The 22497-nt window shown below is 61.8% G+C and carries 23 protein-coding genes; 16 read left to right on the top strand and 7 right to left on the bottom strand.

Annotated features, from left to right (window positions below; genetic code table 11):
• Positions 1–61: 61 nt before the first annotated feature.
• Entirely contained in the window at positions 62–871 is an 810-nt protein-coding gene (bhcR, locus tag MGN01_RS20560) for an HTH-type transcriptional regulator BhcR (RefSeq protein ID WP_147048703.1), read from the bottom strand.
• Between the two features lie 201 nt (positions 872–1072).
• Here bhcR and bhcA point away from each other — a divergent pair, with 201 nt between their 5' ends.
• The 8 genes from bhcA (at position 1073) to ku (ending at position 10202) form a co-directional block, all read left to right on the top strand.
• Positions 1073–2257 carry an L-aspartate--glyoxylate aminotransferase BhcA gene (gene bhcA / locus MGN01_RS20555; RefSeq protein ID WP_147048702.1) on the top strand — a complete coding sequence of 395 codons (1185 nt, stop codon included), beginning with the start codon at positions 1073–1075 and terminating at the stop codon, positions 2255–2257.
• A 9-nt stretch (positions 2258–2266) separates the two neighbouring features.
• On the top strand, positions 2267–3214 hold the full coding sequence (bhcB, locus tag MGN01_RS20550) for a beta-hydroxyaspartate dehydratase BhcB (RefSeq protein WP_147048701.1): 948 nt from the start codon (positions 2267–2269) through the stop codon (positions 3212–3214).
• A 12-nt stretch (positions 3215–3226) separates the two neighbouring features.
• The gene (gene bhcC, locus MGN01_RS20545; protein ID WP_147048700.1) at positions 3227–4390 is read left to right on the top strand and encodes a 3-hydroxy-D-aspartate aldolase BhcC; all 1164 of its coding nucleotides are present in this window, start codon (positions 3227–3229) and stop codon (positions 4388–4390) included.
• Positions 4391–4431: 41 nt separating this feature from the next.
• Complete coding sequence (gene bhcD, locus MGN01_RS20540) at positions 4432–5397, top strand: iminosuccinate reductase BhcD (protein ID WP_147048699.1); 966 nt, start codon at positions 4432–4434, stop codon at positions 5395–5397.
• A gap of 182 nt (positions 5398–5579) precedes the next feature.
• A complete protein-coding gene (locus MGN01_RS20535) occupies positions 5580–6068 on the top strand; it encodes an SDR family NAD(P)-dependent oxidoreductase (protein WP_147048698.1) in 489 nt (162 codons plus the stop codon).
• A gap of 363 nt (positions 6069–6431) precedes the next feature.
• Positions 6432–9026, top strand: coding sequence for a DNA ligase D (gene ligD / locus MGN01_RS20525; RefSeq protein WP_147048697.1), 2595 nt, complete (start codon positions 6432–6434; stop codon positions 9024–9026).
• Between the two features lie 52 nt (positions 9027–9078).
• A complete protein-coding gene (locus MGN01_RS20520; protein WP_147048696.1) occupies positions 9079–9315 on the top strand; it encodes a DUF5961 family protein in 237 nt (78 codons plus the stop codon).
• Positions 9316–9335: 20 nt separating this feature from the next.
• Positions 9336–10202, top strand: a complete 867-nt coding sequence (ku, locus tag MGN01_RS20515; protein ID WP_147048695.1) for a non-homologous end joining protein Ku — start codon at positions 9336–9338, stop codon at positions 10200–10202.
• 4 nt (positions 10203–10206) lie between these two features.
• Here the strand turns inward: ku and MGN01_RS20510 are convergent, their stop codons facing one another.
• Together MGN01_RS20510 and MGN01_RS20505 are read right to left on the bottom strand one after the other, a co-directional pair.
• Positions 10207–10794: a hypothetical protein gene (locus tag MGN01_RS20510; RefSeq protein WP_147048694.1), complete on the bottom strand. Its 588-nt coding sequence runs from the start codon at positions 10792–10794 to the stop codon at positions 10207–10209.
• A complete protein-coding gene (locus tag MGN01_RS20505; protein WP_147048693.1) occupies positions 10791–11369 on the bottom strand; it encodes a hypothetical protein in 579 nt (192 codons plus the stop codon). The genes MGN01_RS20510 and MGN01_RS20505 overlap by 4 nt, the downstream gene beginning before the upstream one ends.
• Before the next feature lie 183 nt (positions 11370–11552).
• Here MGN01_RS20505 and MGN01_RS24255 point away from each other — a divergent pair, with 183 nt between their 5' ends.
• From MGN01_RS24255 to MGN01_RS20485, 4 genes are all read left to right on the top strand, one after another.
• Positions 11553–11675, top strand: a complete 123-nt coding sequence (locus tag MGN01_RS24255; protein WP_238258459.1) for a hypothetical protein — start codon at positions 11553–11555, stop codon at positions 11673–11675.
• A gap of 157 nt (positions 11676–11832) precedes the next feature.
• Complete coding sequence (locus MGN01_RS20495) at positions 11833–12219, top strand: PepSY domain-containing protein (RefSeq protein WP_147048692.1); 387 nt, start codon at positions 11833–11835, stop codon at positions 12217–12219.
• Between the two features lie 36 nt (positions 12220–12255).
• Positions 12256–12915 (top strand): hypothetical protein, encoded by a 660-nt coding sequence (locus tag MGN01_RS20490; RefSeq protein ID WP_147048691.1) that lies wholly within the window; start codon positions 12256–12258, stop codon positions 12913–12915.
• 352 nt (positions 12916–13267) lie between these two features.
• Entirely contained in the window at positions 13268–13477 is a 210-nt protein-coding gene (locus MGN01_RS20485; RefSeq protein ID WP_147048690.1) for a hypothetical protein, read from the top strand.
• 242 nt (positions 13478–13719) lie between these two features.
• Here MGN01_RS20485 and MGN01_RS20480 read toward each other — a convergent pair whose 3' ends face one another.
• The 4 genes from MGN01_RS20480 to MGN01_RS20465 all read right to left on the bottom strand — a co-directional run bounded on the left by MGN01_RS20480 (position 13720) and on the right by MGN01_RS20465 (position 16592).
• Positions 13720–14625, bottom strand: a complete 906-nt coding sequence (locus tag MGN01_RS20480; RefSeq protein ID WP_170246087.1) for a sigma-70 family RNA polymerase sigma factor — start codon at positions 14623–14625, stop codon at positions 13720–13722.
• 95 nt (positions 14626–14720) lie between these two features.
• Positions 14721–15137 (bottom strand): cupin domain-containing protein, encoded by a 417-nt coding sequence (locus MGN01_RS20475; RefSeq protein WP_147048688.1) that lies wholly within the window; start codon positions 15135–15137, stop codon positions 14721–14723.
• A 41-nt stretch (positions 15138–15178) separates the two neighbouring features.
• Positions 15179–15928, bottom strand: a complete 750-nt coding sequence (locus MGN01_RS20470) for an SDR family oxidoreductase (protein ID WP_147048687.1) — start codon at positions 15926–15928, stop codon at positions 15179–15181.
• Positions 15929–16136: 208 nt separating this feature from the next.
• On the bottom strand, positions 16137–16592 hold the full coding sequence (locus MGN01_RS20465; RefSeq protein WP_147048686.1) for a carboxymuconolactone decarboxylase family protein: 456 nt from the start codon (positions 16590–16592) through the stop codon (positions 16137–16139).
• Between the two features lie 583 nt (positions 16593–17175).
• Here MGN01_RS20465 and MGN01_RS20460 point away from each other — a divergent pair.
• The 4 genes from MGN01_RS20460 (at position 17176) to MGN01_RS20445 (ending at position 22280) form a co-directional block, all read left to right on the top strand.
• On the top strand, positions 17176–17382 hold the full coding sequence (locus tag MGN01_RS20460; protein WP_147048685.1) for a hypothetical protein: 207 nt from the start codon (positions 17176–17178) through the stop codon (positions 17380–17382).
• Between the two features lie 285 nt (positions 17383–17667).
• On the top strand, positions 17668–18534 hold the full coding sequence (gene cysE, locus MGN01_RS20455; RefSeq protein WP_147048684.1) for a serine O-acetyltransferase: 867 nt from the start codon (positions 17668–17670) through the stop codon (positions 18532–18534).
• Positions 18535–18913: 379 nt separating this feature from the next.
• Positions 18914–20305, top strand: coding sequence for a family 2B encapsulin nanocompartment shell protein (locus MGN01_RS24455; RefSeq protein WP_147048683.1), 1392 nt, complete (start codon positions 18914–18916; stop codon positions 20303–20305).
• Entirely contained in the window at positions 20292–22280 is a 1989-nt protein-coding gene (locus tag MGN01_RS20445) for a cysteine desulfurase (RefSeq protein WP_147048681.1), read from the top strand. The genes MGN01_RS24455 and MGN01_RS20445 overlap by 14 nt, the downstream gene beginning before the upstream one ends.
• The last annotated feature ends 217 nt before the right edge of the window (positions 22281–22497 follow it).

The raw sequence follows: 22497 nt of genomic DNA, 5'->3' as shown, positions 1-22497 counted from the left end.
ACCGGTAGGGACGCCTTGACGCCGGAGCCGACCTGCGGAGCGTGCGGCTTGATCTCGACGTTCACGGTGCGCCGAGACGGCTGGAGATTTCTTCCGCAGCCTTCTTCACCTGAACCCCCAACTCCTCAATCTTATCATCAGGTAGGCGATTGGTGGGGCCAGAGATCGATATGCCGGCGACCACTTCGCCATATGTATTCCTGATGCAGGAGGCGATGCATCGCATCCCGACCGTACGCTCCTCGTCATCTAGAGCGAAACCGCGATCTCGAGCGACTCGAAGATCTGCGATAAGACCCTCACGAGAAATCAAGGTCGTCTCGGTGAATGGATCCAATGAAACGGCCCGAAGAAAACGCTCGAGCCGATTGTCGTCGTACGCGCTTAGCAATGCCTTGCCGATGCCCGACGCGTGCATCGGCGACAGGGTGCCCGGCGGGAAGAACGCTCGAATGGATTTCTGCGTTTCCACCTGGCTCACGAACAGAACCTTTCCGCTCTTTTCGATCCCGAGATTCGAAGTTTCGCCGGTCTCAGCCATTAGGCTGCGCATGACAGGACGGCTAAGCTCAACGACGTCACTCCGTCGCAGAAAGGCGGCTCCCATTCTGTAGACCTGAGATCCGACGTGCCATTCCTGGGTGTCGGAATTGACCTCGACGTAACGGCGGCTCTCCAGCGTGATCAAGATCCGGTATATCGTTGCAACAGGCTGACCAAGGCGCAACGACAACTCCGTCAATGTCGACCCTTCTCGCTCGGCGAGGGCCTCAATGACGTCCAACGTTCTGTCAACCGCCTGTATTCGACCTCGGGCTGGTGCAGCGCTCAAGCTCCTTGGTCTGCCGCGGCGACCTTTCTTCTTCTCCAAACCGACCTCTGTCCCATCTCGGTGACGACCTCAACCTACGCATCGCGAGAGCCGGTCGTCCAGCGAAAAACTGCTATCCTATTATGTTCGATAACGAATTCGATCTAAATGGGCTATGCAAAAAAGTTTTTCAAAAAAATTTCATACGCGACTACTGCGTGGTAGCCTTCTCCTCGATCATTGCGGAGGTCGCGGAAGGCGATGCAGAATCCAGTTTTCATTCCGGGCCCGACGAACATTCCGGATGTTCTTCGAAGAGCTATTGATCTCTCAACACTCGATCACCGGTCGCCAGCTTTCAAGGAAATACTTCATCCTGCTCTGGCTGGAGTCAAAAACGTTCTAAAGGCCTCCGACGCTGAGGTATTCGTCTTTCCCTCCACCGGAACCGGCGGCTGGGAGACGGCGATTACCAATACGCTCAGCTCCGGCGAGAAAGTTCTAGCAGCTCGCCATGGCATGTTCAGTCATCGATGGATCGACATGTGTCATCGCCATCGCTTGGCAGTCGAGGTCGTCGAAGCGCCCTGGGGAGCCGGCGTTCCGGTCGAACGCTTCGAGGAAATCCTGAAAGCCGACAAAAGCCATTTGATCAAAGCTGTGCTGGTTACCCACAATGAGACCGCGACGGGGGTCAGGTCGGATATCGCGGCCGTTCGCCGGGCGCTCGACGCCGCAGGGCATTCGGCACTGCTCCTGGTGGATGGCGTCAGTTCCATCGGATGCATGGACTTCCGCATGGACGAATGGGCCGTGGACGTCGCTGTGACGGGTTCTCAGAAGGGGTTCATGCTCCCCGTAGGACTGGCGATCGTTGCATTCTCGCGCAGGGCGATCGCAGCAATCGAGCAAGCCGACTTGCCGCGGACCTTCTTCGACGTCCGCGACATGGCTCGCAGCTATGCCAACGGCGCCTACCCATACACACCCGCGGTCGGCTTGCTAAACGGTTTAAAGGTTTCAGCCGAGATGCTGATGGCGGAAGGCCTCGAGAATGTGTTCGCGCGCCATCGACGGATCGCGTCCGGCGTGCGCGCTGCGGTAGCAGCATGGGGGCTGGAGCTCTGCGCTGCCGAGCCGAGCCTCTACTCCGAAACGGTCAGCGCGATCCGCACCCCATCAGGCTTCGACGCCAATACGATCATTAGCCACGCGGCGCAGAAATACGATGTCGCCTTCGGTGTGAGTCTCGGCGAGGTGGCGGGAAAACTGTTCCGTATCGGCCACCTCGGCAGCCTTACGGACGTCATGATGCTTTCGGGGCTAGCGGCCGCCGAGATGGCGATGGCCGACGTGGGCATCCCCATCAGGCTCGGCTCGGGCGTGGCGGCCGCCCAGGACCATTACCGCGCAGCGCATGCCGATCGATACAAAGTGGCTGCGTGAGGCTTCCCAATGACGATACCAACATTTTCAGACGTTTTGGTCGCTCACGACCGGATCAAGCCTTTCATCCACCGCACTCCCGTTCTGACGTCGAGCTTCATCAATGAACTATGCGGTGCGGAGTTGTTCTTCAAATGTGAGAACTTCCAGAAGGCCGGTGCGTTCAAGGCGCGCGGCGCCGTCAATGCGGTCTTCGGCCTAAACGAAGATCAGGCGTCCCTCGGGGTCGCGACGCATTCTTCCGGGAACCATGGGAGTTGCCTGTCCTACGCAGCCGGTCGACGCGGCATACCCTGTACGGTCGTGATGCCACATACGGCTCCCCAGGCGAAGAAAGACGCAGTACGCGGCTATGGCGCCCGGATCGTCGAATGCGAGCCTTCCACCTCTTCGCGGGAAGCCGTCTTCGCAGAAGTGGTCTCCAAATCGGGTGCCGAGTTCGTCCATCCCTACGCCGACCCCCGAGTCATCGCCGGCCAGGCAACCTGCTCCAAGGAGCTGGTCGAGCAGGTAGAGGGGATCGAAGTGGTCATTGCTCCCATCGGCGGCGGTGGAATGGTTTCGGGCAGCTGCCTGACGCTGTCGAACCTGGCTCCAGACATTCAGATCTACGCAGCGGAGCCGGAGCAAGCCGACGACGCTTGCCGTAGCTTCAAGGCTGGCCACATCATTGCCGACGACGCTCCGCAAACAATTGCGGATGGTCTAAAGGTTCCTTTGACAGACATCACCTGGAATTTCGTAAAAAACCACGTGGCAGACATCCTCACCGCTTCCGATAACGAAATCATTGATGCAATGAAGCTCACGTGGAGGCGAATGAAAATCGTCATCGAACCTTCCAGCGCCGTGTCGCTCGCGACAATATTCAAGAACAAACAGGTTTTCGCCGGCCGGCGAGTAGGCGTCATCCTCACCGGTGGGAATGTCGACATCGAAAAGCTGCCTTGGCTTTGACAGGGGATCCTTATGAACATCGCTAACGCATTCGCCGATCTTGAAGTCGGTTACGACATTCCGGCAATACCGGGCATGGCCGAAGCGGACATCGAAACGCCTTGCCTCATACTCGATCTCGATGCGCTCGAACGAAACATCAGAAAGATGGGCAGCTACGCCGAGGCCCATGGAATGCGTCACCGCGCCCATGCCAAGATGCACAAGTCGGTGGACGTGCTGCGGCTCCAGCAGGAACTCGGCGGAGCCGTGGGCGTGTGCTGCCAGAAGGTTTCCGAAGCCGAAGTCTTCGCGCGAGCCGGCTTCAAGGACATCCTCGTATCGAACCAGGTACGCGGACCCTTCAAGGTCGATCGCCTCTCACGCCTCCCGAAGTATGGCTCGCGGATAATCGTGTGCGTAGATGACACCCGGAACGTCGAGGAGCTTTCTCTTGCGGCGCGGAAACACGGCACTAACCTCGACTGTTTCGTCGAGATCGATTGCGGTGCCGGACGATGCGGCGTCACCACAGCTGGAACTGTTGTAGCCATCGCCGAGGCGATCGACGCTGCGCCTGGTCTCCGGTTTGCCGGTTTGCAGGCCTACCAAGGGGCAATGCAGCACATCGACAACTACGAGGATCGAAAGATCAAGCTCGATGCCGCGATCGCACAGGTCAAGGATGCGGTACAAGCTTTGAAGGCGGCCAATCTGGAGCCGGAGCTCGTCAGCGGTGGTGGTACCGGCAGCTATTACTTCGAAGCCAGTTCCGGGGTGTTCAACGAACTCCAATGCGGGAGCTACGCTTTTATGGATGCCGACTACGGCCGGATCCGGGACGATAGCGGCAAGCGCATCGACCAAGGCGAATGGGAAAATGCGCTTTTCATACTCACCAGCGTGATGAGTCATGCAAAGTCCGACAAAGCGATTTGCGATGCCGGTCTGAAGTCCCAATCGATCGATTCAGGACTGCCGTTCATCTTCGGCCGCGAAGACGTCAGGTATATCAAGTGCTCAGACGAACATGGAATCATCGAGGACAAGAACGGTGTTCTTTCGATCAATGAAAAGCTCCGGCTCGTTCCAGGCCACTGCGATCCCACCTGCAACGTGCATGATTGGTACGTGGGAGTTCGTCGCGGAAAGGTAGAGACTCTTTGGCCGATATCGGCGCGCGGCAAGGGTTACTGATCTCCATTCGCGCTTGCTGAAATCAACCGAGGCCACTGAAAATGTATATCGTACCCGAGAGTGAGGTCCAGAACCTGATTACGCCGGATGAAGCATTTGATGCCGTTGAAAGTGTATTTGCGTCAATGGCGAAACGGTCTGCTTACAACTTCCCGGTCATCCGCGAAGCAATAGGTCATGCAGACGCGCTTTACGGCTTCAAGTCCGGCTTCGATCGCGAGAGCCTTGCGCTCGGTCTCAAATCCGGGGGGTTCTGGCCGGGCAATACGAAGCGCGGGCTGACGAACCATCAGTCATCTGTATTTTTGTTCGATGCTAACACCGGACGCTGTCGAGCCGTGGTGGGCGGTAATTTGCTGACGGCCTTGCGGACCGCAGCCGCCTCGGCCGTATCGATTAAGTATATCGCACGCAAAGGCGCCAAAACTATCGGTATAATCGGAGCGGGTCATCAATCCGCCTTTCAGTTGCGCGCTGCATTGAAGCAGCGTCAGTTTGAGCGGGTATTCGGATGGAATATCGACCCGAGTATGCTAAGTCGTCTAGAGGGCGTTTCATCTGAAGCAGGTTTGCCGTTTGAAGCCGTCGAACTTGAAAAGCTTGGTGCTGAGTCGGATGTAATCATAACGATTACTTCGTCGTTTTCTCCAATACTCAAGGCATCTCAGGTGCGGCCAGGAACCCATCTCGCTTGCATGGGTACCGACACCAAAGGCAAGCAGGAAGTGGAGGCCGAGCTGGTCGCGACTGCTTCGATCTTTACCGACGAGATCGCTCAATCGGTTTCAATCGGCGAGTGTCAACACGCTGTCGCGGCAAGCATGATCCACCAAGATGCGGTAGTCGAACTTGGCGCTGTCATCAACGGAGATCATCCTGGCCGGCTGTCTGAAGAGGAAATTACGCTCTACGATGGCACCGGTGTCGGATTGCAGGATCTTGCGGTAGCCTCGAGAATTGTCGAATTGGCAATCAAAAGTGGCGCTGCGAAAAACATAGATTTCTAGTTCGGATTGCTTATTTTTAACATGTTCGCTGCTGATCGTCTAATGCCGAACAAGAAACTGTTGCAGTAAAATTGCAAGCTAGCGTTCGCAGTTACTGTTCTTTGTCTTCCCATAATGCTCACGCCGCCTTGGACCGATTTGCACATTCACCGGGAAGCGGCTTGCTCAGAGTCTCATCTGGAATGCGAACTGGCAAAGTTGTACCCAGGGTGGTCATCGGCCGTCAGCCAACGACGGCTGTTTCGATCATCAAGGACATGGTCGCTCGCGGGGCCGGAAAAGTCCTGTTCACATCCTCTATCGCGGGTCCCATGCCGGACCCGTTCGAGGCGGTCTACGGTGCGACCAAGGTGTTCCTGCGCTGGTTCGGCGAGGCGCTACGCAGCGAGCTGAAGGATACGGGTGTCGGCGTCACCGTGTTGATGCCGGGCGCGACCGAGACCAACTTCTTCCACCGAGCCGACGTGCTCGACACCAAGATCGGCGCCTCGGACGCAAAGCACGATCCGGCGGCGGTAGCGAAAGCGGCCTTCGATGCCCTGCAGGCAGGTCGCGACAAGGTGGTTCCAGGCTTGAAGAACAAGGTGATGAGCACTGTCACGGAGGCGTTGCCCAACAAGGCAGCGGCAGCCCTGCATCGCAGCCTCTCGAAACCCGGATCGGCGAATTGACCAGGCAACCCCTCCGCATAGCGGAAAAGCTCAGATCGCTTTAAAACGGACGCATGGGGATGAACCGACCGATGGACGATCCGACTCCTTTCGCTGTTACGGTCGAGGCTTGCGGCGAGAACCGTGGACAGTATCGCTGGTATCTGACCAACCCCGATGGTGTTTCCGTCAAGTCCTCACCGGAAACCAATGCCTCTTTTAAGAAGGCGGCCCAAAGCTGGCATGTTGACCCTTCGCGCGTTCGGAGCTGCAGCCGAAACTCAAAGGAAAGGCTCGATCCAAAGGCACGTTCCTCTAGAGCACGATCGGCGATGTTTTGGATAGACCACGATGGTTGTTGGGTCAGGCGAGACGGATCCAGCTATGAAACAATCCGAACTTACTCAGTATCGACAGAAGCGCGACTTCAGTAAGACGAGCGAGCCGTCGGGAGATTCGAAGGTTGTTCCGTCCGAAGCCTTGCGCTTTGTTGTTCAAAAGCATGCCGCAAGTCATCTCCACTTTGATTTACGGCTGGAATTCGGGGACACGTTCAAGTCGTGGGCGGTGCCAAAGGGCCCCTCGCTCAACCCGCACGACCGACGGCTCGCGATGGAGGTCGAGGACCACCCGCTCGCCTACGGAGACTTTGAGGGTACGATACCCAAAGGCCAGTACGGCGGCGGCACCGTCATGCTGTGGGACCGGGGCTTCTGGGCACCCGAGGCTGGCTTCGAGAACATCGGACGGGCTCTGGTTAAAGGCGAGCTGAAGTTCGTCATGGAAGGCGAGCGCCTTCATGGATCATGGGTTCTCGTCCGTACCCGTCGCGACAAGCAGGGGCGTGCCAACTGGCTTTTGATCAAGCACCGGGACGAGGCGAACGTAGCCGGGGATGCGGACGGCCCGTCCGACAAGGACCGCTCGGTCGCTTCGGGGCGAACCATGTCCGAGATCGAGGCTGGCAAACATGCGGCGGCTTCTGCCTTCATGACTGCTGAGGGCGCGAAGCCCGGCGCCGTTTGGCAGAGCAACCGGAAGGTCGGCAGCTCCACCAAGGCAAGGAAGCCGAAGTCGAAAGGCCGGTCTCAGAAGCCTCAAACCCTGGATGAACTGCCCGCCTTCATCGAACCGCAATTGGCGACGGCCGCTCCCGAGCCCCCGCGCGGGCGGGAATGGGCGCATGAGATCAAGTTCGACGGCTATCGTATGCAGATGCGTGTCGAGGACGGTGAGGCGGTTCTCCTGACACGGAAGGGGCTGGACTGGTCCACTAGATACCCCGAGATCGTCTCAGCGGGGTCGTTGCTTCCAGACGGCATCTACGATGGCGAGGTGGTCGCGTTGAGTGAACTCGGCGCCCCGGACTTCGCCGCGCTTCAGGCGGCTATCTCCAACAAGCGGACGGGGGATCTCATCTACTTCGCATTCGATCAGCTTTTTGATGGTCGCGACGACGTGCGGGATCTGCCCCTTGTTGAGCGAAAAGAAAGGCTGCGCAACAGCTTTGGGGAGGCCTCACCGAACCTTCGCTACGTCGATCACTTTATCGAGGCGGGCGACACGGTCCTCATGTCAGCCTGTAGGATGCATCTGGAGGGTATTATCTCGAAGATGCTCCATGCCCCATATACGTCCGGACGGAACGAAACCTGGATCAAGTCGAAATGCCGTGCCGGCCATGAGGTCGTCATCGGCGGGTACACGACCACGAACGGAGCTTTCCGCTCATTGATTGCGGGGGTGAACCGCGACGGCGTACTGGTCGAGGTCGGCCGCATCGGAACGGGCTTCGGCCGGGACAAGGTCGCCCAAATCCTTCCGAAACTGAAGGCGCTGAAGACCGCCAAAAGCCCCTTCAGCGGCAAGATCACACGCCGCAACGCAGGCGAGGTGCATTGGGTCCGCCCCGAGCTCGTCGCCGAGATCGAGTACGAGGGGTTCACTGCGGATGGCGCGCTGCGGCAGGCCGCGTTCAAGGCGCTGCGAGAGGATAAGCCGGCCAAGGAGGTGGAGGCTGCCGAACCTGCTCCAGCTACGACGAATACGGCGAAGCCGATTCGGACCATACGTCCGGGTGGGTCGGCCGTCGTCATGGACGTGACGGTCACCCATGCCGACAGGATACTATGGCCGGGCGCCAACGACGTCGAGCCAGTGGCCAAACTCGACCTCGCCCGCTACTACGAGGCGATCGGAGACTGGCTCATTCCGCATATTCGTGGTCGACCCTGTTCCATGATCCGCTATCCCGACGGCATCGAGGGCAAAGAGCGCTTCTTTCAGCGTCATGTCGGCCAGGGTCAGTCGAACCTCATCACCTCGGTGACCGTATCGGGCGACCGCAAGCCCTACATCCAGTTCAACCGGAGCGAAGGGCTGATCGCCGCGGCGCAGGTAGCGGCACTCGAACTCCATCCCTGGAACTGCAAGCCGTTCGAGCCGGATACGCCGGGAAGGCTCGTCTTCGATCTCGATCCGGCTCCTGACGTCGCCTTCGGAGAGGTTATTGCTGCCGCTCGAGAGATTCGCGATCGGTTGGGCACACTTGGGCTCGTCAGCTTCTGCAAGACGACGGGGGGCAAGGGCTTGCATGTCGTGACGCCGATCGACGCCAGGGGGCTCGATTGGCCGACGGCAAAGGAATTCGCAAGGCAGGTCTGTAAGGCGATGGCGGCGGATGCGCCCGACCGTTACCTGATCAACATGTCGAAGGCCCGTCGAGGCGGCCGCATCTTCCTCGACTATCTTCGCAACGATCGGCTGGCGACGGCAGTCGCGCCTCTATCGCCGCGGGCGAGACCTGGGGCTCCGGTATCGATGCCATTGTCGTGGAGCCAAGTAAGGAAAGGTCTCGACCCGACGAAATACACTATCCGGACTGTGCCGCCGCTCGTCGAGAAGCTGAGGGCCTGGGAGGATTACCGCGAGGCGATTCGACCGCTTCCCGAAGCGATCAAGCGTCTTTCAAAGCAGTGAGGGTCGCCCGCACTTTCTGCGGTCCGGAACGTTACGGCCAGAGGAGCGGGCTATGAACGATGTTGATTTAGATCGACTCTTCCGTGTCCGGGGCCGACACGAGGACCCGCATCTCGGGCGGCTCGTTCGTGAAACGAGTTCGGAGGCGGCCGCGATTGCCTACGTCGAGCATCTGGCCTTCGCCGAGGGACAGAACCAAGTCGGCGTGGTCGTTCGCGACATGCAGACCGGACACGAGCACAGCTACCTCATTCACCTCGACACCGGCGACCTGCCGGCGGTCGGCTAATCCTTGGGAGAACCGACAGCATGGCGACCCGTCCGAGCTGGCGAGGCCACCTCAAACTGTCCCTCGTCACCTGCCCGGTGGCGCTCTACACGGCGGTGAATCCGGCCGGCGACGTTCACTTCCACCTCATCAATCCCAAGACCAACAACCGCGTTCGGATGGTCACCACCGATCCCGACACTGGACCCGTGGACAGGAAGGATCTCGTCAAAGGGTTCGAGATCGAAAAGGATCAGTACGTCTTCGTCACTCCGGAAGAGCTTGAGTCCGTGAAGCTCGAAAGCACAAAGATCATCGATATCGAGCGCTTCCTCCCCGCTGACGAGATCGACCGGACCTATTGGGACCATCCTTATTTCCTCGCCCCTGACGGCGATCTCGCGCAGGAGGCGTTCGCGGTGATCCGCGATGCGATGGCAGGCGCCGGCCGGATAGCCCTGGGACGGGCCGTCATCTCGACACGCGAACGGCTGATCGCCGTCGAGCCAAGCGGTAAGGGCATGATGGCCTGGACGCTCCGCAGTAAGGACGAGGTTAAGAACGCCAACGCCGTCTTCGGCGACATCAAGGCCACGAAGCCCGACAAGGAAATGGTCGAGGTGGCAGAGCGGATCATCGAACAGAAGGAAGCTCCGTTCGATCCTTCGAAATTCACCGACCGTTACGAGGATGCGCTGAAGGCTCTGATCGAGGCTAAGCGCAAAGGTCACAAGGTCGAAGAAGTCGAACAGCCCGAGGATACGAACGTCATCGACCTGATGGCAGCGCTGCGTGCCAGCCTCGGCAAGAAGGCGCGTTCGCACAGTTCGGCGAAGGGCTCGAAAGGTCGAAAGGCTTCCACCAAAGGAAAGACGTCGGGATCTGCGAAACGGCGCAAGGCGAGCTGAGCTACTACGTTTCTAGCTTCCCACCCGCTTCGAGATAGGCGCGACGCGTATGTTCGACGCGCTCGCGTGCCCGGGTCTGCGCCTCCTCGAAATGCGAAGTGGCCTCAGCTTCCTCGGCTTCGAGCTTTCGACGTCGGGTATCAAAGTTCACTTGCTCGGAACGACGCCTGCTCTCCAGACGAGACAGTTCCGCCTCCGCCCGGTCTAGGGCTTTGCGATACACCGGTTTCGGCGGCGCTTTTTTGGCTGCAGGCTTGGAACGCGGCAGATCTGGGATTTGGGGAACACCCGCGTCGAGCCCGAAGGGCTTCTTCGTTCCTATCGGTCGCCTCAGTACGACCCCCGGTTGCGTCAGGGCAGCCTTCGTAGCCTTTTCTTCGGTGACTAGCCGCGCCGTGCCGTCCTTGAAAAGGTTTTGTCGGGTACCCCACGCGCGTAGCGCGGCAGCTTGGCTCGGAGCAGCGACGACGGTGTCGTAGAAACCTACGCTCATCCCGAAGACTTTCAGCTGAGGATCGGTTTTCTCGGCGAGCTCCGCAGCAGGTCGCCGGGTCCTGGTCTGCCGTGTCGCCATTTCACGTTGATGGATCACTCGGTGGCCTCCGCATCACCTTCATCGATATCGCACTCGTCGTCGGCATCGACGTCCTCTTCCAGGAGCGTCTCGTTGCATGTCGCCTCTTGCGCGGTGATGCCGAACCGCCCAGCGACATCAGGCGCGAAACGAAGCAGATCAGGACGCAGGCGAAGCAGGTTGAGGTCCTCAGACTTGCCCTCCAATATCACGTCGAAGACCAAGCCTTCCGCCATTCGCATGAATATCGCGTACTCGAATGGGTTGGTGAAGTCGTCTGCGAAACCGGAAAAAGGCCCAAAGTCGATGCGGGCGGACGTCTGCACTTCTTCATGGGCCCGCGCCTGCTCGTCAGCGGCCGACGCCATCCCGCGCTCGGACCGGACCGCGCCCGTGACGCGGTTGCGGAAGGCTGCGGTATACTCGCTCCGATTTAATTGCTCGACGTCATCGTCGATCAAGTCGTGACCTCGACGGCCGAAACCGGCGCTCGCATGGCCGACGAGCTCGACGAGACCGAGGACCACATCCTCGATAAGCGTGTTATCGGCGAGCGGCGGCGGCTCGGGCCCATTCGCCGGGATGCTGCGCAACCACTTCTACAGTGACATTCGCACGCGCAGGCGTGAAATTGGAGATAGCGACGGCAGTGCCGCCGCACAGCTTGCGGTTCTACCGCCGCAAGAACACGGCATGGACCTGCAGAAGGTCTGGACCCCGTCGCCCGGCTCCCAGTCGTACAGCGTGAGGCGCGAATGCTCGTGGCAGCGCAAGGGATGACCTACGAGACCGCCGCGGCTTTGCTGACGTGCCAGGTCGGCACCGTCAAAAGCGGGGTGAGCCGCGCCCGCGCAGCCTTGATGGAGATGCTCGCTCAGGTCGCGCGCGTTGCGACCTGACGCCCCGGTGTTCATTGCGAGCTTAGCTGCGTTCTCCACGGCTTATGACCTTCGAGCGTCAGCGCCGATCGATGTTAATCGGCGGAACATCCCGAGCCTCGGGCGTGTTGCTTCCATTCTTGGTTCTCGTGTCTGCCGAACAATTTCCGGAGGTCATATGTCGCCGCGTGCACTCTCGATGATCGCAGCAATTCTAATCCTGGGAGGACCAGCTTTTGCTCAGACAACCACCTCCGGATCGCCCGCTCCTGATAGCAAGACAAGCGCAAAATCAGGCGGGCAGGAGGCTGTAACACGCCCGAATACTGATAAACCTGAGGCCAGCAAACCAGCCACGGCGCATTCTGCGGCCGATGCAAAGCTGGAAGAGGGATCCAACAGCTTTACTGAAGCTCAAATGCACAAGCGGTTAGAAAATGCCGGTTACAAGGATATCAAGGGCCTGAAAAAAGACGATAAAGGCATCTGGCGCGGCCAAGCAACACTAAATGGTAAGGCCGTTAACGTGGGTGTCGATTTTAAGGGAAATGTTGCCGCGCAGTAAGCGTTAAATCTTCTCAGTTCGATTAGGGAGTTTTCAATGGCTCAGCAAACAATCACGGCTCTTTTTGATGACTATGAAGATGCGAGTAAGGCGGTCTCTAAGTTAGAGGTCGCTGGTATTCCGCATAGCGACATCAGCCTTGTCAGCAACAATGAAGGCGATCGACATGCCAGCCGCCTGAACCATGCCAATGCAGCTTCTGATACAGCTCAGAAGGCAGAAACCGGCGCCGGGACGGGTGCGTCAGTCGGCACGCTGATCGGTGGAGCGACGGGTCTCCTCACGGGGCTTGGCCTTATGGCTATTCCCGGTGTCGGCCCGGTCGTCGCGGCAGGATGGTTGGTTTCAACTATCACCGGTGCCGGGATCGGTGCGGCAACCGGAGGCTTGGTCGGCGCTCTCACCGGCGCCGGGATCAGCGAAAGCGATGCCCATACCTATCACGAGGGCATTCGTCGCGGCGGCACGTTGGTGACGGTTCAGGCCGACGAGATCCAGAGCACCCTGGCCATGGATATCCTTGAGGAACATGGCTCGATCGACGTGGATCAGCGAGCCCAAAGCTGGCGTTCGGAGGGATGGAGCGGGCCTGCTCTTTCCGGTTCGCAGCCACCGACGGCGACGCCGAGCAGCGGTGTTGCGACGGGTGTGCAAACACGGCCAGGAGTTCGCGCTTACCCGATCAACCCAGGTTGATCTAAGCGAATCCGGTAGCGAGAAGGGGGCCCAGGGCCCCTTTTTTGCTGCCTGTTAAATAGATCGCTCTCCAGCCGGGCATACGATTCGATGCTATGGTCAAAAGCGCTAAACAGAAGTTGCCGTTCAACTTATTCCTGTCCGTCAGTCAATATGCCTCTCCAGATGTTGAAGCCCGCTCCTCTGGAGAACAGCCTGACCGCGGAAGCCATTCATACGAGTCGAGGCACGCGGCCTTGGGCATGGGCCGCCTACTGCCGTGCCGGCATCTGCGTGGATCATTCCAGACCGATGTTCGCGAGCCGTGAGGCTGCCCTGCGCGTCGGCCATCAGGTGGTGGCCTGGAAAGCGCGTGTTCCGCAATGGCGCCGCGCAACGGCTCAAGGCCGGTGGCCCGAAGGTCTGGCTTATCCTGCGCCTGAGCCTGGCGTTCGTGATGGCGCTACACGAGCTGCCGACCAACGCCGTCAAATACGGTGCACTGTCGAACAATAGGAGTCGCCTGATCCTCAACTGGGCCATCGTGGGCGGCTCGACGCCTGAACGTCTTTGGCTGCGCTAGTGGTGAAAACCTGACGGATGGTACCGACCCGAACGGTCCGAGAAGGGTGGATTTCCGCTGATCCGCTTTCGGGCGGCAGCACGCAAGAGCGGACATCGCGCCGCGCCTGCTTCCTACTGTCGACCGAAGACCAAAGGGCGGTTGGCCTCGACCTTGGCGGTTATTGCCTTCAGCTTCCAACGGCCGGGGTACACCTTGAGGGCTGAATGTCGGGTAAGGCGACTTCGGGGGGCGCTGTCTGATTACTGTGTCCGCAAGGTGGGGTCCGGTGCCACCGCGAGCGCCTGCGCGACGTGGCGGAGCTTGTCGGGATTGCGGGTGATGTAGATTGCGGTGATCCGGCCGTCCTCGATGGCGAGCGCAGTGGTTTGGAGAACGTCGCCGCGTTCGCGGCTGATATAGCCGGGCAAGCCGTCGATCCAGACGAGTTCGAGTATCTGCGCCCAGCCCTGACCCCATTTGCGCCGCACACCCTCGAACATGCGCAGGAGGCGGTCCAATCCGGTGATGGGGTTGATGAAGGCCAAAACCTTGCCGCCGCCATCGGAGCGCAGCACCGCATTCTCGGCGAGAAGTGTACGCAGCGCTGCGGTGTCGCCGCTGGTGGATGCCGCGAAGAAGGCCCGTGCGATCCGCTCGCCCTCTTCGCGCCCTACAGGGAAGCGCGGACGCGCAGCCTCCACGTTCCGCCGTGCCCGGACGGCGAGTTGGCGCACAGCCGCCGCCTCCCGGTCGAGCGCATCCGCCACCTCGCCGAGCGGCACGCCGAAGACGTCGTGGAGGAGAAATGCCGCCCTCTCAAGCGGAGACAGACGCTCCAGCGCCATCATCAGCGTCAGCGTCAGGTCATCTTTGTCCAGCCCATCTTCCTCGTTCTCGACGAGTGGATCGGGCAGCCAAGCGCCGACGTAGGTCTCCCGGCGGGCGCGGGCCGACTTCATCTCGTCGAGGCAGAGGCGCGTAACGATGCGCGCGAGGAACGGATAGGGAGCAGAGACCTTCGTCTGGTCCACCGCCACCCAGCGCAGCCAGGCATTCTGCACGACATCCTCCGCTTCGCTGCGCGAGCCAAGCATGCGGTAGGCAATGCGCAACAGCCGCACGCGATGGGACTCAAAGGTCGCCGTGGCAATTTCGGCCTGCGACATGGGCCGTTCCTCGTAAACGAAGCCCGTTGAGCGAATGTGGATGACCATCGGTTATCCTTGCCGCCTTGAACAGCTGAGTTCCCGCGCCGCCGCTGTTAGGGCCGGTCCGGCGTCGTCAAAACCCGGTCAGCCGTGTCCACGACGAAGACGGCGAGGAGCTTGGAGGGCTCGACGTCGCTGGCATTAGCGCTGACACCGTGGTGATCACCGGGCATTTCGACAAAGCTCTCGCCGACGCGGAAGACTTTCTCCGGGCCGTCGTTGATCCGGCTGCGCACCGCGCCCTCAATCACAGTTGCCGTGATGAAGGCCGATGCGGCGTGGGTGTGGGACGGTGAGGACCCGCCCGGACCGTACTCGACGAGGACGCCGCGCAGGCTCTTGCCGGGAACCGAAGGTAGTGGATGGTCAAAGATCGTCGTGACTCGGGCCCCGCCCCTCGCAACATCGGCCGCCATCGCAGGAACGACGGAGACGGCAACGAGGGCGCCCAGCAGAAATGCTCTGAACATGGAAGGAGTCTTTCTTCGTGGATGGGGAGAAGCGCAGCGGTTCAGGCAGCAGCGAGCCAGCTTGCGAACTGCGTCGGCCCGAGCCGTGCCGCTTCCGCATGCTCGGGAACAAGCGAACCCTTATCGAGCGCGGCGCCGAAGTAGCGCGCCGCCCTGTCGGCTAGCACCTCCCGACGGTCGCCGGTGGATGCGATCGAGTGGGCGACGAATTCGCGGAACGGCAGCCGGTCCGGCCCGGCGATCTCGATCGTCGCGTTGCGCGGGGAAGCAAGCGCGACATCGGCGAGCGCTGCGGCTACATCGGCGGCGGCGATCGGCTGGAAGTCGGCATCGGGAACAACGATGCGGTCGCCTGCGACGGAAGCCTGGGCAATTGTCGCGACGAACTCGAAGAATTGCGTCGCCCGGACGATGGTGTAGGGAAGGCCGGAAGCCGCGATCAATCGCTCCTGCGCGACCTTAGCGAGAAAGTATCCGTTCCCCTTCAGGCGGTCCGTGCCGACGATGGATAGGGCGACGTGATGTTTCGCACCCGCCTCGCGCTCCGCTGCGAGGAGGTTGCGGCTAGAGCGCTCGAAGAAGTCGAGCACTGCCGCGTCCTCGAAGGACGGAGAGTTCGACACGTCAACGACGACATCGGCTCCGGCAAGAACCCTGGCTAAGCCTTCGCCCGTCAGCGCATTCACCCCGCTGCTCGGTGAAGCCGCAATGGCCTCATGTCCTTGTCGCGACAGTTCGGCGGTCAGATGCCTGCCGATGAGGCCGCTTCCGCCAATCACCACGATCTTCATGATACCCGTCTCCTCGTTCGAGAACGGACGGGGCGGCTCCTTGCCGCTTTCAGGCGTCCGTCGAACAAATGACGAGGCGGGTCGGTCCCAATGTGACATGCCCCGGAAAAAATCAGCGACGTGAGACGTGGAACTGCCGCCGGAGATCGATTGAAGTCCGCGGGAATGGGACGGCGCTGGCGCCGCCCCTGACAGAGCGCAGAACCGACTAAATTTTTGCCTGAACCGGGAGGCGGAAGGGTGCACCGAGGCGGTTGAACGCGTTCATCGCCGCGATGGTGATCGTGAGGTCCACTAGATCCTTGGGCGCGAAGGCTGTGCTTGCGGCCGCATAGGCCTCATCGGAAGCGTGCGTATCGCTGACCAGCGTGACTTCCTCCGCCCACGCGAGCGCGGCGCGGTATTGGTCAGGAAACAGGTGGGGTACCTCGGCCCAGACCGGAACCAGGGCGACCTTCTCGAACGGCATCGTCTTAAGAAGATCCCGGGTGTGCAAGTCGATGCAGTGTGCGCAGGCATTAATCTGCGACACTCGCAGAAAGACGAGATGGATCAGCTCATTGGGTAGATCAGTACCAGTGGTGATGTAGTGATGAATGCCATAGAGCGCTTTGGCCCCCTGCGGGGCCACCTCGTTCCAGACTAGTCGCTTGATGTCGCTCATGTCTCATCCTTGTGCTCGGAGCGCCGGAGATCGACGTTCGAAGCTAAGACGAACCGATCTGCACGGTCGTGACATGCGATGCCGCCTTCTCTCACAAAGCGGATCATCTTCCAGCCGAGAGTATCTACATCCGCTTCCAAGCGGGCCGAGCAGGTTGATTGACGACCGACATGGGTCGCAAGCGGACCCAGAACGTGGGTTCCATCCGTAAGATTTGGACCACTAGAAAGAGCTCGGCGAGCCGCCCGTTGTCCCGCCGTCGGGCAACGAGTCGAGCGGGCGCTGACCTCCGAACTGGGTGGTACAGCGGAGATCGACTATCGGCCTCGCAGCGCGTATCGCGAGAGAGGCCTTGAAACAAGGCTTGCAAATCCGGAGCTTATCACCAAATATCCAATTGAAACAATATGTTAGCGGAAGCATCATGCTGCTTGACCGGTCTTTCGCAACGCAAAGGTTCTCCGAAACCGGCGCCTCGGAGGACAGCGCCTCTGCGTCCGCCAGCGAGCGATCCCGAACCGCTTCGGGGCAGGCGGTAGACCTGAGCCGGCAGCCCTGCGAGGTGGTCGACCGGCGACGGATCATGAAGCCGGGAGACGAGGTCGTGTTCGCGCGGCTCGACGTCGCCGAGGCGCTCGGCATCTGGCGCCATGCCACCGGCCGCGTGATCGACACGCATGACGAGGAGCGGCCCTCTCCCGAGGGGACGGTGACCGTCGACGTGCAGTTCGAGGGGCACGAGACCCTGTATCGCTACCTGCCGGATCTCTTCGAGAAGCGGGCGAACTGAGGTGGTGCCGATAACGAGCACCGCACCAATTCCCTCTTCCCGCGTGCGGGGAGAGGGCCGAATGCACCTCGTCGTGCATTCGGCAAGCGGAGGCGAAGCCGGAGCGAAGGTGAGGGGACGTCTCCAGACGAAGCACCTTCGGCATAGCCCCCTTACCATCGGCTGCCGCCTCGCTTCATGCCCTGAACGGGCACGAAGCCCTCTCCCCGCGTGCGGGGAGAGGGGTGCTCACGGCGCGCTGGGCTTGGCCAGCCCCGGAAAAGCCTTTCCATTGAGGACCCCAGCATGAGTCTCGGTGCCGTTCTCGAGGCACGCTCGTCGCTGCCCCAGGCGCCGCTGAGAACGACGAGCCAATCTTCCACCGTCGATGCGGTCTGGGACGAGCTGCGCGCGGAAGCCGAGGCAGCCCTGATCGAGGAGCCGCTCTATGCCGGCATCATGCAGGCGACGGTGCTCGACCAGCGCAGCATCGCCCAGGCCTTCGCCTACCGGCTCGCGCATCGCCTCGGCGACGGCGACCTGTCGCGGCTCGCCATGCGCGACCTCTGCCTGTCGGCCTTCGAGGCCGACCCGCACGCGAATGCCCACGCGGTGCGCGACCTCGTCGCCATCCGCGAGCGCGATCCGACCTGCCGGCGCTATCTCGACCCGTTCCTGTTCTACAAGGGGCTCGCGGCGCTCGAGGGCTACCGGGTGGCGCACTGGCTCTGGCACCAGGGCCGCACGACCCTGGCGCTGCACGTCCAGAGCCGGATCTCCGAGGTGTTCGGCGCCGACATCCATCCGGCGGCGCGAATCGGCTCGGGGGTGTTCATCGATCACGCTACCGGCGTTGTCATCGGCGAGACCACGGTGATCGCCGACGACGTCTCGATCCTGCAATCCGTCACCCTCGGCGGCAACGGCAAGCAGAGCGGAGACCGGCATCCCAAGATCGCGCGCGGCGTGCTGCTCAGTGTCGGCGCCAAGGTGCTCGGCAACATCCGAGTCGGGGAGGGCGCGAAGGTCGCCGCGGCGGCGGTCGTCCTCAGCGACGTGCCTGCTCATACCACCGTCGCGGGCGTGCCGGCCAAGGTGGTGTCCCGCCTCGCGGCCAACGAGGCGCCAGCCCTCAGCATGGACCAGTTCTTTGGCTACGGAGACGGCATCTGAGCCACGGAAGAAAAACGTTCTTCGGAAAGATCGGATGGAAAGATCTCGTAAGATGTCGATTTAGTAGAATAATGTTTTATTAGGACTACGTTATAAAGCATTTTAAACCACAAAGACCGCATCATTAGGACGAATGTTCTGCTTATCCGCCGAAAAATAGATGATCGTTTTATTGACCCCAATCGGCACGAGAGACTAGACCGGCGCTGTTCGGACACGAGATCAAGGTTTCGTTCGCGGACATCATGATTCCAACGCTCGGATCAAGCGCAGGCAAGTCTTGTCTGCGCCCGGTGCAGTCGCGCTCATGTCTCGCGCCCGCCGCCCGTCCCGGCGTCTCAAGCAACCCACGACACGATCAATACGGAGACAGCACACTATGAGCGGACCGGGGCTGAGCGTGAGCGCATCGGCAGCACGTAATCTATCGACGGCCACCGTCACCTCCGTCCAGAACCTGGCGAACACGCCGCGCTGGCTGCTGAGGCTCCTGCCCTTCGTCAATGTCGGCGGCGGCGTCTACCGCGTGAACCGCCGCGCCGTCGTGCTGGCCAAGCCTGGCCGGATCGACCTCGCCGCCGAGGGCAAGAAGCGCGCGATCAGCCCGGCCTCGCTCCGCGCCGTGCCGGTGTTCAGCCGCCTCGGCGACGCCGAACTCGCTGCGCTCGCCGACCATTTCACCGAGAGTAAGCACACTGCCGGGGAGACGATCTCGGAGGAGGGCGCCAAGAACCGCAGCCTGACCATTGTCGGCGACGGCACGGTCGAGTTGTCGCTGTCCGGCCCCTACAAGAACCGCCTACGCTCCGGCCTCGCCACCCGCGGCGACTTCTTCGGCGACGACGCCCTCGTCGGTGAGAGCCAGCCGGCTCCGGCCGTGAAGGCGCTCTCGGCGGTCACGCTGCTTACCCTCGACCGCAAGGCCCTGGACGACGACGCGATCAAGACCCGCATCACGCAATACGTCGAGGAGCGTGACCGGCTGAAGGGCCACGTCAACAGCCAGGGCGAGCAAGGCATCGAGCTTCTCGCCGTCCATACCGGCGAGCCGCGCCTACCGACGACCTACGTCGATTACGAGGTCGATCCGCGCGAGTATCATCTCTCGACCATCCAGACGATCCTCAACACCCATACCCGCGTCACCGATCTCTACTCGAACGAGATCGACCAGCTCCGCGAGCAGATCCGCCTCACGGTCGATGCCGTGAAGGAGCGCGAGGAGTGGGAGCTTCTCAACAACTCCGAGTTTGGTCTGCTGAACGAGGTCGGCGGCCGTCAGCGCATTCCGACCCGCTCGGGCCCGCCGACGCCGGACGATCTCGACGAACTGCTGACGCTGGTCTGGAAGAAGCCGGCGTTCTTCGTGGCCCATCCGCGTGCCATTGCCGCCTTCGGCCGCGAGGCCACCCGCCGCGGCGTGCCGCCGGTCGTGGTGCACCTGTTCGGCGCACCGTTCATCACCTGGCGCGGCGTGCCGCTGGTGCCGAGCGACAAGCTGCCGATCGACGTCGATCCGGCCTCCGGCGCGCAGACCACCTCGATCCTGCTGCTCCGCGTCGGCGAGGGCGAGCAGGGAGTGGTCGGTCTGCAGAAGTCCGGCGTCACCGGCGAGATCGAGCCGGGCCTATCGGTGCGCTACATGGGCACCAACGACCACTCCATCGCCTCGCATCTCGTGACGCGCTACTTCTCGGCCGCCGTGCTGGTCGAGGACGCCATCGCCCGTCTCGATAACGTGCTGCTGGGCAACTACCATGACTACGCCTGAGGCCGGCTTCGCCGTTCCCGCGGGCGCGCTAGGCGATCTCGCCCACGCCGATCTCGTCGGGCGTCTCGCCCGGGAGATCTACGGCCAGGGCAACGCCGCCTCCGCGCCCTTCGCCGCGTCGCTTCCCGCCTCGCCGCAGGACGCGCCGGTCGGCACACTCTCCGCGCCCTCGGGCGCCCTGCCGTCGGGCTACCAGCCCGACGCGTCGGCCCTCGCCGCACGCAATTTCGGTGGCCCTGCCGTCGGGCTGCCGGGATTGACCGGACCGTCGCCGGCCAACCCGGTCGGCGGCACGCCGGCGCCGGTAAGCGCGGGCTTCCTCGACACCACGACGATCCCGTCGGTGCATCCTCTGCTCGATCCGCTGGCGCCCGCGCGCTTGCCGGAATTCTTCGTGCCGAGCGTGCCGAGTGTCGCCGGCTTCCTTCCGGGCGGTCCGGACCTGCACCGGCAGATCGCGGCGGATCATCCGCGCGCGGCTGCCTTCGCCAGCGCGATCGCACCGGGCCTCGTGCCGGCCGATCCGTCGAAGGCTGGCGTCGACGTGTCCCAAGAGAACTTTCAGCGAACCGGCCACCTCTCGGGCGATCCCGTGCGCACGGTTCAACATGGCGGCGACGAGCCGTTCGCCTCGGGCGACTATTACTTCCTGACCGGGTCTCCGCGGAACGCGAAGCCGCATGCTTCGCCCCGCGTCGAGCCCTCGCGGCGTGACGGCCCGGCGCCGCGCGTCACCTCGCAGGGGTCGAGCCCGGTGGCCGCGCCCTTCGACGTCGAGCATGTCCGCAAGGATTTTCCGGCGCTTCACCAGGGTATCAACGGGCACCGGCTGGTCTGGCTCGACAACGCGGCCACCACCCACAAGCCGCAGAGCGTGATCGATGCGACCTCGGAGTTCTACGGACGTCACAACTCGAACATCCACCGGGCCGCGCACACCCTTGCGGCGCGTTCCACGGACCTGTTCGAGGGTGGCCGCGAGAAGGTGCGGCGCTTCCTCAACGCGCCGTCGAAGGACGACATCGTCTTCCTGCGCGGCACGACGGAGGCGATCAACCTGGTCGCGGCTTCCTACGGCCGCGCCAATGTCGGCCCGGGCGACGAGATCATCGTCTCGACGATCGAGCATCATGCCAACATCGTGCCCTGGCAGCTGCTGACCGAGGCCACCGGCGCGACGCTGCGGGTGATCCCAGTCAACGATCGCGGCGAGATTATCTTCGAGCAGTTCGCGGCGCTGCTGTCGGGCAGCACCAAGATCGTCTCGATCACCCACGTCGCCAACGCCCTCGGCACGGTGAACCCGGTTCGCGAAATCATCGCGCTGTCCCACGCCTACGGCGTGCCGGTGCTAGTTGATGCCGCCCAGTCGACCCCGCACATCCCGATCGACGTGCAGTCGCTCGATGCCGACTTCGTCGTTTTCTCCGGTCATAAGGTCTTCGGCCCCACCGGCATCGGTGCGCTCTACGGCAAGAAGCATCTGCTCGAGGCGATGCCGCCCTGGCAGGGTGGCGGCCATATGATCGAGGACGTCACCTTCTCGAAGACGGTCTACAAGGGCGCTCCGGAGAAGTTCGAGGCAGGCACGCCGGACATCGCTGGGGCGGTCGGCCTCGGTGCGGCGCTCGACTATCTGGAGAGCATCGGCCTGCCGGCCATCGCGGCCTACGAGCACGACCTGCTCGAATACGCGCAAGCTGGCCTCGCCGACATCAAGGGCCTGCGACTGATCGGCACGGCCCGCGAAAAAGCGAGCGTGATGTCCTTTGTGATCGACGGGCAGACCAACGAGGCGGTGGCTCATCACCTCGACCGCCACGGCGTCGCGGTGCGCTCCGGCCACCACTGCGCCCTGCCGGCGCTCCGCCGCTTCGGCGTCGACCAGTCCATCCGCGCCTCGCTGGCCTTCTACAACACCCGCGAGGACGTCGACGTCTTTCTCAAAGCGCTGCGGCAGCTGCGACGATCGTGAGACGGCGAGATGCTTCTATAGATATTGACCATGGCGAGCGCGGCTACGCGCTCACCATCTCCTGATGGCCGGCATCTCGACGGAGGTCTGCGTGCAGTGCCCGGCGTGCGCGTCTCCTACGACGAGTCGGCGGCCGTCACGCTCCACGATAAGCGTCGGCTGTTTGGCATCGGATCGGCCGATCCGGTGGAACTAGAGGCTGTTATGGACCTGTGGC

Origin of the sequence: Methylobacterium gnaphalii (assembly GCF_007992215.1) — a bacterium.
In the GTDB taxonomy this organism is placed as follows: Bacteria; Pseudomonadota; Alphaproteobacteria; order Rhizobiales; family Beijerinckiaceae; genus Methylobacterium; species Methylobacterium gnaphalii.
The sequence above is the reverse complement of the archived record's forward strand: the minus strand, read 5'-3'. Positions and strand labels throughout refer to the sequence as shown.

Coding starts and splice junctions, on each gene's coding strand:
- bhcA (WP_147048702.1), top strand. CDS start 1,073: ATGCAGAATCCAGTTTTCATTCCGGGCCCGACGAACATTCCGGATGTT.
- bhcB (WP_147048701.1), top strand. CDS start 2,267: ATGACGATACCAACATTTTCAGACGTTTTGGTCGCTCACGACCGGATC.
- bhcC (WP_147048700.1), top strand. CDS start 3,227: ATGAACATCGCTAACGCATTCGCCGATCTTGAAGTCGGTTACGACATT.
- bhcD (WP_147048699.1), top strand. CDS start 4,432: ATGTATATCGTACCCGAGAGTGAGGTCCAGAACCTGATTACGCCGGAT.
- MGN01_RS20535 (WP_147048698.1), top strand. CDS start 5,580: ATGCGAACTGGCAAAGTTGTACCCAGGGTGGTCATCGGCCGTCAGCCA.
- ligD (WP_147048697.1), top strand. CDS start 6,432: ATGAAACAATCCGAACTTACTCAGTATCGACAGAAGCGCGACTTCAGT.
- MGN01_RS20520 (WP_147048696.1), top strand. CDS start 9,079: ATGAACGATGTTGATTTAGATCGACTCTTCCGTGTCCGGGGCCGACAC.
- ku (WP_147048695.1), top strand. CDS start 9,336: ATGGCGACCCGTCCGAGCTGGCGAGGCCACCTCAAACTGTCCCTCGTC.
- MGN01_RS24255 (WP_238258459.1), top strand. CDS start 11,553: ATGACCTACGAGACCGCCGCGGCTTTGCTGACGTGCCAGGTCGGCACC.
- MGN01_RS20495 (WP_147048692.1), top strand. CDS start 11,833: ATGTCGCCGCGTGCACTCTCGATGATCGCAGCAATTCTAATCCTGGGA.
- MGN01_RS20490 (WP_147048691.1), top strand. CDS start 12,256: ATGGCTCAGCAAACAATCACGGCTCTTTTTGATGACTATGAAGATGCG.
- MGN01_RS20480 (WP_170246087.1), bottom strand. CDS start 14,625: ATGTCGCAGGCCGAAATTGCCACGGCGACCTTTGAGTCCCATCGCGTG.
- MGN01_RS20475 (WP_147048688.1), bottom strand. CDS start 15,137: ATGTTCAGAGCATTTCTGCTGGGCGCCCTCGTTGCCGTCTCCGTCGTT.
- MGN01_RS20470 (WP_147048687.1), bottom strand. CDS start 15,928: ATGAAGATCGTGGTGATTGGCGGAAGCGGCCTCATCGGCAGGCATCTG.
- MGN01_RS20465 (WP_147048686.1), bottom strand. CDS start 16,592: ATGAGCGACATCAAGCGACTAGTCTGGAACGAGGTGGCCCCGCAGGGG.
- MGN01_RS20460 (WP_147048685.1), top strand. CDS start 17,176: ATGAAGCCGGGAGACGAGGTCGTGTTCGCGCGGCTCGACGTCGCCGAG.
- cysE (WP_147048684.1), top strand. CDS start 17,668: ATGAGTCTCGGTGCCGTTCTCGAGGCACGCTCGTCGCTGCCCCAGGCG.
- MGN01_RS24455 (WP_147048683.1), top strand. CDS start 18,914: ATGAGCGGACCGGGGCTGAGCGTGAGCGCATCGGCAGCACGTAATCTA.
- MGN01_RS20445 (WP_147048681.1), top strand. CDS start 20,292: ATGACTACGCCTGAGGCCGGCTTCGCCGTTCCCGCGGGCGCGCTAGGC.